General features: G+C 61.0%; 10 protein-coding genes. 5 read left to right on the top strand and 5 right to left on the bottom strand.

Annotated features, from left to right (window positions below):
- Positions 1-3: 3 nt before the first annotated feature.
- The 5 genes from HB780_RS26790 to HB780_RS26770 form a co-directional block, all read right to left on the bottom strand.
- The gene (locus tag HB780_RS26790) at positions 4-1,641 is read right to left on the bottom strand and encodes an ABC transporter ATP-binding protein (protein WP_183690642.1); all 1,638 of its coding nucleotides are present in this window, start codon (positions 1,639-1,641) and stop codon (positions 4-6) included.
- The gene (locus tag HB780_RS26785; RefSeq protein WP_183690640.1) at positions 1,638-2,792 is read right to left on the bottom strand and encodes an ABC transporter permease; all 1,155 of its coding nucleotides are present in this window, start codon (positions 2,790-2,792) and stop codon (positions 1,638-1,640) included. Before HB780_RS26785 ends, HB780_RS26790 begins: the two co-directional genes overlap by 4 nt.
- Entirely contained in the window at positions 2,792-3,883 is a 1,092-nt protein-coding gene (locus HB780_RS26780; protein WP_183690638.1) for a microcin C ABC transporter permease YejB, read from the bottom strand. Before HB780_RS26780 ends, HB780_RS26785 begins: the two co-directional genes overlap by 1 nt.
- Positions 3,884-4,058: 175 nt before the next feature.
- A complete protein-coding gene (locus HB780_RS26775) occupies positions 4,059-5,897 on the bottom strand; it encodes an extracellular solute-binding protein (protein ID WP_183690636.1) in 1,839 nt (612 codons plus the stop codon).
- 110 nt (positions 5,898-6,007) lie between these two features.
- Entirely contained in the window at positions 6,008-6,646 is a 639-nt protein-coding gene (locus tag HB780_RS26770; protein ID WP_183690634.1) for a TetR/AcrR family transcriptional regulator, read from the bottom strand.
- Positions 6,647-7,027: 381 nt separating this feature from the next.
- Between HB780_RS26770 and mepA the strand changes: the two genes are divergently transcribed.
- From mepA to dapB, 5 genes are all read left to right on the top strand, one after another.
- Positions 7,028-8,074, top strand: a complete 1,047-nt coding sequence (gene mepA / locus HB780_RS26765; protein ID WP_183697510.1) for a penicillin-insensitive murein endopeptidase — start codon at positions 7,028-7,030, stop codon at positions 8,072-8,074.
- A 105-nt stretch (positions 8,075-8,179) separates the two neighbouring features.
- Positions 8,180-8,560, top strand: a complete 381-nt coding sequence (locus HB780_RS26760) for a methylglyoxal synthase (protein WP_183690632.1) — start codon at positions 8,180-8,182, stop codon at positions 8,558-8,560.
- Positions 8,561-8,592: 32 nt separating this feature from the next.
- A complete protein-coding gene (locus tag HB780_RS26755; RefSeq protein ID WP_183690630.1) occupies positions 8,593-9,615 on the top strand; it encodes a glucokinase in 1,023 nt (340 codons plus the stop codon).
- Between the two features lie 215 nt (positions 9,616-9,830).
- Positions 9,831-11,624, top strand: a complete 1,794-nt coding sequence (locus tag HB780_RS26750) for an ABC transporter ATP-binding protein (protein WP_183690628.1) — start codon at positions 9,831-9,833, stop codon at positions 11,622-11,624.
- Positions 11,625-11,639: 15 nt separating this feature from the next.
- Complete coding sequence (gene dapB / locus HB780_RS26745; protein ID WP_183690627.1) at positions 11,640-12,464, top strand: 4-hydroxy-tetrahydrodipicolinate reductase; 825 nt, start codon at positions 11,640-11,642, stop codon at positions 12,462-12,464.
- Position 12,465 lies beyond the last annotated feature (1 nt).

Below are 12,465 nucleotides of genomic sequence, written 5' to 3'. Positions count from 1 at the left end.
TCTCTACTGCTGGATGGCGGCGGTCGGCACCGCCTCGATGTTGAACGCGGCGGCGAGAAGCGCCTTGGTGTAATCCTCTTGCGGCGCGCGGAAAATATCCGCCGACGGACCCTGCTCCACCACCTTACCGAAGCGCATGACGATCAGGTCGTTGGCAAGCGCCTTCACCACCTTCAAGTCGTGGCTGATAAAGAGATAGGCAAGGTCATGACGCTGCTGCAGGTCACGTAGCAGATCAACGACCTGGGCCTGCACGCTCATGTCGAGCGCTGACGTCGGTTCGTCCAGCATGACGAAGCGCGGCTTCAGCACCATGGCGCGGGCAATGGCGATGCGCTGGCGCTGGCCGCCGGAAAATTCATGCGGGAAACGCCACCGGGTCAAAGGATCAAGGCCGACCTCCTCCAGTGCCCAGCAGACACGCCGGTCGCGCTCTTCCGCCGACAGGGATGCTTCATGCACCTTCAGCCCCTCGGCGATGATGTCACCGACCGACATGCGCGGGCTGAGCGAGCCGTAAGGGTCCTGGAAGACGACCTGTAGCTGGCTGCGCAGCGGCCGCATCTCCTTGAAGGAATAATTGGCAATATCCTTGCCGACGAAGGCGATGCGGCCCTTGGAGGAGATCAGCCGGGCAAGCGCCAGGCCGAGCGTCGTCTTGCCGGAGCCGCTCTCGCCGACGACGCCGAGCGTCTGGCCGGCGCGAAGTTTCAGATCGATGCCATCGACGGCCTTCACATGATCGACCACCTTGCGCATCAGCCCGGCCTTGATCGGAAACCAGACCTTGATGTCGGAGCCTTCCATGACCACCGGCTTGCTGGTGTCGCTGACCGGCGGCTCGCCGCGCGGCTCGGCGGCGAGCAGATGGCGGGTATATTCGTGCTGCGGGTTGGTGAAGACCTCTTCGACCGTCCCGGTTTCGACGATATGGCCCTTGGTCATGACGCAGACACGGTCGGCGAATTTGCGGACGATGCCGAGATCATGGGTGATGAACAGCATCGACATGCCGTGCACGCCCTTGAGGTCCCGCAGCAGTTCGAGGATCTGCGCCTGCACCGTCACGTCGAGCGCCGTGGTCGGCTCGTCGGCGATCAGGAGCTCCGGCCGGTTGGCAAGCGCCATGGCGATCATCACGCGCTGGCGCTGGCCGCCGGATAGCTCATGCGGATAGGCCTTCAGACGCTTTTCCGGCTCGCGAATGCCGACCTGGTTCAAAAGCTCCAGCGTGCGGCGACGGGCCTGCTGGCCGACCACGCCCTGATGCAGCGCCAGGATTTCCGTGATCTGCTTTTCGATCGAGTGGAGCGGATTGAGCGAGGTCATCGGCTCCTGGAAGATCATCGTGATGTCGTTGCCGCGCACGGCACGCAGCTCATTGTCCGATGCCTTCAACAGGTCCTTGCCCTTGAACAGGATTTCGCCGGAGGGGTGGCTGGCGGACGGATAGGGCAGCAGCTTCAGGATCGAATTGGCCGAGACCGACTTGCCGGAGCCGGATTCGCCGACCAGCGCCAGCACTTCGCCCTTATGGATATCAAACGAGATGCCGTCGACGGCGGTCGAGGTTCGGCCGCCCTGATGAAAGGCAACGGACAGATTGCGGACAGACAGCAAGGGGGTCGAATTGTCGCTCATCGGAACGTCTTCCTCGGATCGAACGCATCACGCACGGCTTCGCCGACGAAGATCAAAAGCGACAGCATGATCGACATGGTGAAGAAGGCGGAGAGGCCGAGCCACGGCGCCTGCAGGTTGGATTTCCCTTGCGCGATCATTTCGCCGAGCGACGGCGAGCCGGGGGGCATGCCGAAGCCTAAAAAGTCCAGCGAGGTCAGCGTCGTGATCGAGCCGGAGAGAATGAACGGCACGAAGGTCAAGGTCGCGACCATGGCGTTGGGCAGCAGGTGGCGATACATGATGGTGATGTTGTTGACGCCGAGCGCGCGGGCGGCGCGCACATATTCGAAATTGCGCGCCCGCAGGAACTCGGCGCGCACGACGCCGACGAGACCCACCCAGGAAAACAGCAGCAATATGCCGAGCAGAATGAAGAAGCCGGGCGGCAGCACCGAGGCAATGATCAGCAGGATGTAAAGCACCGGCATCGACGACCAGATCTCGATGAAACGCTGCATCAGAAGATCGGTCCAGCCGCCGAAATAGCCCTGGGTCGCGCCGGCAGCCACGCCGACGACCGCCGAGCAGATGGTCAGCACCAGGCCGAACAGCACCGAGATGCGGAAGCCGTAGATCATGCGCGCAAAGACATCGCGCGCCTGGTCGTCCGTGCCAAGCCAGTTGAGATTGCTCCAGTTGCAGTTCGGATCGGCAACTCCCTGGGCATAGCCGGAGCAGCGCTGCTCCTTGCTCATCAGCCAGAAGGGCGGCGTCGGGGCCGATTTTCCCTGCGGCAGGTTGGAATTGGCGGTCTGATAGGAATAATGGATCGGCGGCCAGATCATCCAGCCGTGGGCATTGATCTCATCCTCGATATCCGGGGCGCGGTAATCCGTCTGTGCCAGGAAGCCCCCGAATGTCTCCTCCTCGGGGTAATCGATCAGGACCGGTATCAGGATCTGGCCCTTGTAGGAGACAAGGATCGGCCGGTCGTTGGCGATGAATTCCGCCCCAAGGCTGAGAAAGAACAGGACCAGGAACAGCCACAGGGACCAGTAGCCACGGCGGTTCGCCTTGAAATTCTGCCAGCGGCGAAGATTGGTCGGAGAGAAGAGACCCTTGCGCGGCGGCTTGACCGTTGCCGCCGGCGAATTGCTCGCTGCATCCATCAGACGTCCCTCCGCTCGAAATCGATGCGCGGGTCGATCCAGGTATAGATCAGGTCCGAGATCAGGCCGACGAACAGGCCGAGCAGCGAGAAGATGAAGAGCGTCGCGAAGACGATCGGATAGTCACGCTGGACGACGGAGAGGTAGCTGAGGCGGCCGAGGCCATCGAGCGAGAAGATGTTCTCGATCAGCAGCGAGCCGGTGAAGAAAGCGGAGATGAAGGCGCCGGGAAAGCCGGCGATGACGATGAGCATGGCGTTGCGGAAAACATGGCCGTAGAGCACCCGCCGCTCGCTCAACCCCTTGGCGCGGGCGGTGATGACATATTGCTTTTTGATTTCCTCGATGAAGGAATTCTTGGTGAGCAGCGTTGTGGTGGCGAAGGCGGCGAGCGACAGCGAGATCAACGGCAGGACGAGATGCCAGAGGTAATCGAGGATCTTCTGCCACCAGTTGAGATCGGCGAAATTGTCCGAGACGAGGCCGCGCAGCGGAAACCAGTCGAAGAAGGATCCGCCGGCGAAGAGCACGATCAGCATGATGCCGAAGAGGAAGCTCGGGACGGCATAGCCGACGATAATGATGCCCGAGGTCCAGACATCGAAGGTCGAGCCGTCCTGGATGGCCTTGCGGATGCCGAGCGGGATCGAAATGGCGTAGGAGAAGATCAGGATCCAGATGCCGAGCGAGATCGACACCGGCAACTTCTGCCCGATGAGATCGAGTACCGAGGTATTGCGGAAGAAGCTCTCGCCGAAATCGAAACGGATATAGTTCCACATCATCTGCCCGAAGCGCTCGAGCGGCGGCTTATCGAAGCCGAACTGCTTGTTGAGCTTGGCGATCAGCTCCGGATCAAGCCCTTGCGCGCCGCGATATTTCGAGCCGCCATCGTCGGTCGCCTGCTGGGCCAGCATATCCCCGCCGCCGGAGAGGCGGCCGCTGGCATTGTCGGCCTGGCCGGTCAATTGCGCGATCATCTGCTCGACCGGGCCGCCGGGCGCGAACTGCACGATGGTAAAGGAGATCGCCATGATACCGACAATGGTCGGGATCATCAGCAGCAGACGCCTGAGGATATAGGCACCCATCAGCCCGTCACTCCCTCAGCGAGGAACATGCCTGCCCTGGCCCTAATCCATCCGTCGATCAATTCACTTTCCCTTCCGCCGCGTAAAGCCCGGCGTCGTCATTCATTTCAGGTCTAAACCGCCGAATCGGCATTGGGCATTTGGAGCCCAGCCTGCCCGCCAATGCAAGAGCCGCTCATTTTGCCGCGCTTTTCGACCACCAGAGATCGGGGAAGCCGAGCGAATATTCCGGCAGTTGCGGTGGTCGCTCGAACTTGTCCCAATAGGCGATGTTGACACTCATGCGGTAAAACAGCGGCACGACGTAGTGGTGGGCAAGCAGGACACGGTCGAGCGCCTTGGTCGACGCGTCCTTCTCAGTCACATCTTTTGCCAGAATGACCTTGGTGATCAGCGCGTCGATGCCAGGATCGGCAATGCCCGCATAGTTTCGAGAGCCCTGGCGATTCACCGAAGCTGAGCCCCAGAAATCGAGCTGCTCGTTACCGGGATTGAGGGTTTGCCCCAGCGCGACCCAAATCATGTCATAGTCGAAGCTACGTAACCTATTGATATATTGCGACGGATCGACGATGCGCACGCTCGCATTGATGCCGATCTTCTTCAGGTTCTGGGTATAGGGCACCACCCATTTTTGCACGAAGGGACTGTTCAGCAGGATTTCGAAGGTGAAAGGCTGTCCCGTCTGGGCGTTGACCATCTGGTTGCCCCTGAGCACATAGCCAGCGTCCTTGAACAGCGCTACGGCCTGGCGCAGATTATCACGGAATTTCTGCGGATCGCCGCCGACCGGGTTCGTATAGGGCGTGGTGAAGACCTCTGGCGGGACCTTGTCCTTCACCTCGTTAAGCAGGTTCAGTTCCTCGCCTTGCGGCAAGCCGGATGAAGCAAGCTTGGTGCCAAAGAAATAGCTGTTCACACGGGTATACTGGTTAAAGGCGATGGAGCGATTCAGTTCTTCGAAATCGAAGGCGTAGTTCAACGCCTCACGGACGCGCGGATCCTTGAACTGGTCGCGGCGCATATTCGGCATCAATGCCTGCATCACCCCGCTGGCACGCAGCGGATTCGCCACTTCCTCACGCTTGACGCGGCCGTCCTTGGCGGCCGGGAAATCGTAACCGGTAGCCCAGCGGCTTGCGGACGTCTCCTGCCAGAAGTCGAAATTGCCAGCCCGGAAACCTTCGAACTGCACGTCATTGTCAGCGTAATAGGTGTAGTAGATCGCGCCGAAATTGTTTCCACCGACGTTGACGGGGAGATTCTTACCCCAGTAGTCGCCGCGCAGCTCGTAACGGATCGTCGAACCCGGAGAGACGGAAACGATCTTGTACGGACCTGAGCCCATCACCGGCTCCAGCGTCGTACGCGTAATGTCGCGCGGCTTGCCATCAGGCCCCGTGCCTTCCCACCAATGTTTCGAAACGACCGGAAAGTCGCCAAGAATGAAAGGCAGCTCACGATTGTTCTTCACATCAAAAGAGAAGGTGACGTCCCGATCACCGGTCTTTTCGGCACGCGTCACATGCGAATAATAACTCGCCAGGAACGGATTGAGCTCCTTGGATTTCTCGAAGCTGAAAATGACGTCGTCAGGGGTAACCGGCGTGCCATCCGCCCATTTGGCTTCCGTCCGCAAACGGAACGTCGCACTGGAAACATCATCCGGATAAGAAACGCCCTCGGCCAACAGGCCATAAGAGGAGGAAATCTCGTCATCCGCATGCTTCAGCAAAGTGTCAAAGGCCAGGCCGACGCCCGAGACCGGATTGCCTTTCAGCAGAACAGGATTGAGCGTGTCGAAAGTACCGTCGTCGGAAAGCTTCAGCTCCCCGCCCTTCGGTGCATCCGGATTGACGTAATCGAAATGCTTGAAGCCGGGTTGGTATTTCAGATCGCCGAGAATGGCCGTGCCGATGCGGAATTGTGGCTCGTCGGCGTTGGATGGTGCCGGCAAGGCCAGCAGGCAGAAAAGAGAAACAACCAAGCCTGCTTTCAACCGCGACAACGCCATTCATGATCCCCCGATGATTTGAATGGAATCAAGCATAAGGCAAATGAGGGCAAAAAACAGGACGGAATTGCTCACCTCTTCGCGAGCCCGTCGATAGATGCCTGATGAGATCAGGCTTTTACCGTGGCCTCCTCCAGACGCTTGCGCAGCATCAGGCGCAATTCGCGAATAAGGCGCCGGTCTTCGACCGCCTCCGGCTCGTTGGCGGCGATGACGGCAATGCGGATCAATTCGAGAATGATCGCCGACATCAGGGCGACATCGTCGGTGACAGGCGGCTCGGCGCGTCGCAGGATGGAGGAAATCAGCTCCTTCACCTCCGCCCGCGAGCGCAGCTTGCGATCCCTCGGAATATCCCGGCGCGCGGCAAGCACCGGATATTCGGGAAACGTCTCGATGAAGGCGGCGAGCCGGTCGAAGATCGCTTCGCCGCTATCGGCCGCCGACAGGCCGCGGCTCTTTTCCGCGATATCCTGAAACACCGCCTTCAGCCGCTCCAGCCGATCGATATGCAGCGCTTCGGCGAGCAACGACTTGGTCGGAAAGAATTGATAGAGCGAACCGATCGACGAATGCGCTTTCGCGGCGATCTCCGTCATCGTCGCGGCGTCATACCCCTTCTCGACGAAGATCGCCGCGGCCGCCTCCAAAAGTACGGCCACGCGATCATGACCTCGCCGGCGTTTGGGTGTCCGCGTTTGCGGCTCGCCGGTCGATTTCTCAGCGGGTTCTCCGCTATGCGTTCCCACCCCAGCTTCCCCTTTACAATCCCCAGGCTACCACCATGCTCATCGCAATCGACCCCGGGGCTCAGACCCCAGCTCCCGCCCGCTCGTTCCCCAACTCGCGCAGCAGATAATCAAGACATGTTCGCCGTCGCTTGGAAACGAAAACGGGCGGCAGATCATGGTCATTGTGACTGCCGGACTTTCCACAGACTATGCCGATGCTGTCAACCGGCTCATCGCGTAAACCCTACAATTCTCAAGGGGAATCGCCATCGCTCGTCTCGACAACAGAATTTAAGAGAGAACGCATAACCTCGAAAATCCATTCCGATTTTCCGGCTTATGCGGTAGATTTCCATGCAAATCACTTCGGCCAACATCGGCAGCCTCTCAAGGAACCACATGATTTCCCTTCTGGTTCGAACCATCAGCACCGTCAGCAAACTTGCCCTCGCCACCACGATCGGCGCGGGTCTCGTCACCGGCGACGCGCTGGCCCAGCAAGCGGGCCCAACGCCCGGCAGCGCCAAGGCGATCTTCGGTGGGGTGACGCTGCCGACGGGAGGACCGCCGCAATCGATCGGTTTTTACGCCAAGGGTTGCCTTACCGGCGCCGTGGCGCTGCCGACCGATGGGCCGACATGGCAGGCGATGCGCCCGTCGCGCAACCGGCGCTGGGGCAGGCCGGAAATGGTCGGGCTGCTGGAACGCCTGTCGCGCGACGCGGCGAAAAATGATGGCTGGCCGGGCTTGCTGGTGGGCGATATGGCGCAGCCGCGCGGCGGGCCGATGTTCAACGGCCATGCCTCCCATCAGATCGGCCTCGATGCCGACGTCTGGCTGACGCCGATGCCGGCGCGGACGCTGACGGCGGCCGAGCGCGAGACCCTGCCTTTCACCTCAATGCTGGCGAAAGACAAATTCCTGACCATCAACGACAGGGTCTGGACGCCGGCGCATGCCCGCCTGCTGATGCGCGCCGCCAGCTATCCCGAAGTGCAGCGCATCTTCGTCAATCCGGCCATCAAGAAGAAGATGTGCGACAGCTGGACCGGCGACCGCACCAATCTTGGCAAGCTGCGCCCGGAATATGGCCACGATTCGCATTTCCATATCCGCTTGAGCTGCCCGGCCGGCTCGGTCGGCTGCACGCCGCAAGCACCGGTTGCCGCCGGCGACGGTTGCGACAAGACGCTTGCCTGGTGGCTCGGGCCGGAGCCCTGGGCCAAGCCGAAGCCCAGCACCAAGCCGCCGGTAAAGCCCCGCGAAGTCATGGTGTCCGATCTGCCAAAGGCCTGCCAGGCCGTACTGGACGCGCCTTCGGTTGCCTCGGCCCGAGCCGCCACCTATGGCGTCAAGGCGGCTGCACCAACGACCGCAACCGGCACACTGCCGGTTTCGAGCAGCGGCACGGGCAACACGCCGCCCGGCAGCATTCCGCAGCAGTAAATTGCACCAAAGTTCGATGCGACTGGGCCGGTCTTTCAAAGGCCGGCCTCTTGGTATAGAAGGCGGATAAATCGATTGAAAAATCCGAGACGGAGTGGGAGTTTCATGGCCGGCGGCAAATGCATCGCACTGATCGCGCATGATCAGAAGAAGGATGCAATGGCGGAATTTGCACGCCGCAACCAGAATGCCCTTGCCGATTGGCATATCGTCGCCACTGGCACGACCGGCGCCCGCGTGCTCGATGCCTGCCCCGACCTCAAGGTCACCCGCCTGAAAAGCGGTCCGCTCGGCGGCGACCAGCAGATCGGCGCGATGATCGCCACAGGCGATATCGACATGGTCATCTTCTTCATCGACCCGCTCACCCCGATGCCGCACGATGTCGACGTCAAGGCATTGACTCGGCTTGCCGTTCTCTACGACATTCCGATGGCCCTCAATGAGGCCACCGCCGACCGCCTGATCAAAACACTGAACCATTAATCCGCCTTGCGGCGGCCGACACGGACCTGTTCATGCCCGAGCTCAATCACAGCGATGCCCCCCTGCCCTTTCCCATCCTGATCGGCGATATCGGGGGAACCAACGCCCGCTTCTCCATCGTCGTCGATGCTGATGCCGAGCAGATTCATTTCCCGATTGTGCAAACCGCCAATTTCAAGACGATCGACGATGCGATCGAGGAGGCCCTCGCCAAATCGCCGGTGCGGCCACGCTCGGCGATCCTTGCCATGGCCGGCCCGGTGCGCGGCGACGAAATTCCGTTGACCAATTGCGACTGGGTGATCCGCCCGAAGACGATGATCGCCAATCTCGGCATGGAAGATGTGCTGATTATCAATGATTTCGAGGCGCAGGCGCTGGCGATCGCCGGTATTTCCGAAGAGCATCGCGCGACCATCGGCGAGATATCGGAAGGCATGGTCGCCTCGCGCGCCGTGCTCGGGCCGGGCACCGGCCTCGGCGTCGCCGGTCTCGTTCATGCCCAGCATACCTGGATCCCCGTGCCGGGCGAAGGCGGCCATATCGATCTCGGCCCGCGCAGCGCGCGCGATCTGCAGATCTGGCCGCATCTGGAAACGATCGAGGGTCGCATTTCCGCCGAGCAGGTCCTCTGCGGCCGCGGCCTGCAGAACCTATACCATGCAATCTGCAAGACCGACGGCATCGAGTCCACCCTCAAGGAACCGGCCGACATCACGGCGCATGCGCTCGCCGAAACCAACGTTCAGGCCGAAGAGACCCTGACGCTGTTCGTCACCTATCTCGGTCGCGTCGCCGGCGATATCGCGCTGGTCTTCATGGCACGCGGCGGCGTCTATATCACCGGCGGCATCTCGCAAAAGATCCTGCCAGCGCTGCAAAAGCCGGAATTCCGCGCCGCCTTCGAAGACAAGGCGCCGCATACAGAACTGCTGAAATCGATCCCGACGCATGTGGTTACCCATCCGCTCGCGGCACTCTCGGGCCTCACGGCCTATGCCCGCGCGCCGGCCAGCTTTGGTCTTGCGACGGACGGACGGCGCTGGCGGCGTTGATCCTGCGGGGGCCACGGGCAGCCGCTTAGAAGAAAGGGAAGAGCCTGACAGCTTCTTGAACGAGCTTTCTTCCCTTATAGTGATCTTGGCTACATGGCTTGCCCTTTAACCAGCACGGCAAGCCATCTCTAGCCAAAGCCGTCCTAACTCTTTAATAGAGCCGCGAAAGCATGTGCCATATGCGGCTCGCTTGGTTTGAGACAGGAAGCCGATTTTTGAAGTCGCCCGATACCAAAAACAATAGCGTAGACAGCGAGACCATCAGCGGTATCCTGAAGCGCATCATTGCCGAGAATGGCCGTGAGCACATCTGGGGTTATTCCGTTGCCATCGCCTGCCTGATTCTGGTGGCGCTTTCGACGGCATTCATCGCCTACATCATGAAGACGATCATCAACCAGGCGTTCGTCGAGCGCCGGGCCGAGATTGTCTGGATCGTCTGCTCCGCGATCTTCGCGGCTTTCGTGGTGCGCGGTTTCGCAGGCTATTTCCAGTCGGTCCTCCTCAGCAAGATCGGCAACAACATCATCGCGCGCTACCAGCGCCGGCTTTACGCACATCTGATGACCTTGTCTGTTGGCTTCTTCAACGAGGCGCGGTCGGCACAGATTGCCGCGCGGGTCAGCCAGAACGTTTCGGGCATTCGTGACGTCATGAACCTGACGATCACCTCGACAGCACGCGACCTTCTGACCTTCATCGCCCTGCTTGGTGTCATGGTGGTGCAGGATCCGCTGCTGAGCCTTGCGGTCTTTATCGCGGCGCCGCCACTGCTCTATGCACTACGCTATGTTTCCAAGCGCCTTCGCTCGGCGACACGCGAAGCGGTGAACCTGAACAGCCACGTTCTGGGCGCAATGCAGGAGACGATCCAGGGTATCTCCATCGTCAAGGCATTCACGATGGAAGAGCAGCTGGATCGCAAGATCAATAAGCTCATCACCGCAGCCGAACACCGGCAAAACCGCATTGCCCGCCTGTCGGAGCGAAATGGACCACTGACGGAAAGTTTTGCCGGCTTCGCGGTCGCCAGCGTGTTGGGCTATGCCGCCTATCGCTCGATCTATCATGACGTTCCGCCCGGCGCTTTCTTCTCCTTCGTCACCTCGCTTCTCCTCGCCTACGATCCGGCCCGCCGCCTCGCGAAGCTGCAGGTGCAACTGGAGCGCGCCGTCGTCAACGCGCGGATGATCTATGAGTTGCTCGACATGGAGCCGCGCCAGCGCGATCTGCCGGACGCCCAGCCGCTGGTCGTTACCGAAGCCCGCATCGAATTCCGCGACGTGGATTTCGCCTATGGCGACGAAAGCGTCCTAAGCGGCGTGAGCTTCGTTGCCGAAGGTGGACAGACAACGGCACTCGTCGGCCCTTCCGGTGCCGGCAAGTCCACGGTCATCAACCTCATTCCGCGCTTCTACGACCCGAAGGCCGGCAGCATCTTCATCGACGGGCAGGACATCAGCCACGTCACCAAGCAATCGCTGCGCCAACATCTCGCCTATGTCTCGCAGCAGCCCTACCTCTTCGAAGGCACGATCCGCGATAATATCCGTTATGGACGCCCGGATGCGACAAATGTCGAAATCGAGGAAGCAGCGCGGCATGCCTACGCCCATGATTTCATCATGGCGCAGCCACAAGGCTACGACACCGCGGTCGGTGAGAACGGCGTGACGCTGTCCGGCGGCCAGCGGCAGCGCCTGTCGATCGCCCGCGCTCTGGTGCGCAACGCGCCGATCCTGCTGCTCGACGAAGCGACGTCGGCGCTCGATACCGAGTCGGAAGCAGCTGTGCAGAAGGCGCTGGACGAAGCCATGAGCGGACGCACGGTCGTCGTCATCGCCCACCGGCTGTCGACGGTTGTTCGGGCTGAGAAGATCATTGTCATGCAGAATGGGCGCGTCATCGAAGAGGGCAACCACGAGACGCTTGCGGAGGCCGACAATGGTCTTTACGCTCGCCTCAACAACCTTCAGCGGCCGGCCGTTTCCGGCAATTCCCGCAAATAAGACGATAGAGACGACATGAGCGACAATGCGATGAAGCTGGTGGTGGTTGGCGCGGCGGGCCGCATGGGGCAGACGCTGATCCGCCTCATCCACGCTACCGAGGGCCTGAGCCTGCATGCCGCCGTCGCACGTCCAGGTTCCGCCTTCATCGGCAAGGATGCCGGAGAGATCGCCGGGCTGGGGCCAATCGGTATTCCTGTCACCGACGATCCGCTTGCAGCCTTCCTGCATGCCGATGGCGTTATCGACTTTACCACGCCGGCGACCAGCATCACCTTCGCAGACCTCGCCGCCCAGGCGCGTATCGTCCACATCATCGGCACGACCGGCTGCTCGGCCGAAGACGAAACCAGGTTCAAGGCCGCCGCCCGCCATGCCCGCATCGTCAAGTCGGGCAATATGGGTCTCGGCATCAATCTCCTGAGTGTCCTTGTTGAACAGGCGGCACGCGCGCTTCCGTCGGCCGATTGGGACATCGAAGTTCTGGAAATGCACCACAAGCACAAGGTCGACGCGCCCTCGGGCACCGCTCTGCTGCTCGGCGAAGCCGCAGCCAAGGGGCGTGGCATCGATCTTGACGATCATTCCGTGCGCGTGCGTGACGGATATACCGGTCCGCGTCCGGCGGGTTCGATCGGCTTTGCCACGCTTCGCGGCGGCGCCGTCATCGGCGATCACTCGGTGATCTTTGCCGGCGAAGGCGAGCGTCTGACGTTGTCCCACAGCGCCGGCGACCGGTCGCTATTTGCCCGCGGCGCGCTTCAGGCGGCTCTCTGGGCACGCGACAAGAAGCCCGGCCTTTATTCCATGCTCGATGTCCTCGGGCTTTCCAAACGTTGAT

The organism is Rhizobium lusitanum, assembly GCF_014189535.1.
GTDB classification, from domain to species: domain Bacteria; phylum Pseudomonadota; class Alphaproteobacteria; order Rhizobiales; family Rhizobiaceae; genus Rhizobium; species Rhizobium lusitanum_C.
Note: the sequence above shows the minus strand (reverse complement) of the source record. Positions and strands in the feature narration are given on the sequence as shown.

What these genes read in the sequence shown, in the direction of transcription:
- HB780_RS26790 (WP_183690642.1), bottom strand. Translation starts at nt 1,641, where the DNA reads ATGAGCGACAATTCGACCCCCTTGCTGTCTGTCCGCAATCTGTCCGTT.
- HB780_RS26785 (WP_183690640.1), bottom strand. Translation starts at nt 2,792, where the DNA reads ATGGATGCAGCGAGCAATTCGCCGGCGGCAACGGTCAAGCCGCCGCGC.
- HB780_RS26780 (WP_183690638.1), bottom strand. Translation starts at nt 3,883, where the DNA reads ATGGGTGCCTATATCCTCAGGCGTCTGCTGCTGATGATCCCGACCATT.
- HB780_RS26775 (WP_183690636.1), bottom strand. Translation starts at nt 5,897, where the DNA reads ATGGCGTTGTCGCGGTTGAAAGCAGGCTTGGTTGTTTCTCTTTTCTGC.
- mepA (WP_183697510.1), top strand. Translation starts at nt 7,028, where the DNA reads ATGATTTCCCTTCTGGTTCGAACCATCAGCACCGTCAGCAAACTTGCC.
- HB780_RS26760 (WP_183690632.1), top strand. Translation starts at nt 8,180, where the DNA reads ATGGCCGGCGGCAAATGCATCGCACTGATCGCGCATGATCAGAAGAAG.
- HB780_RS26755 (WP_183690630.1), top strand. Translation starts at nt 8,593, where the DNA reads ATGCCCGAGCTCAATCACAGCGATGCCCCCCTGCCCTTTCCCATCCTG.
- dapB (WP_183690627.1), top strand. Translation starts at nt 11,640, where the DNA reads ATGAGCGACAATGCGATGAAGCTGGTGGTGGTTGGCGCGGCGGGCCGC.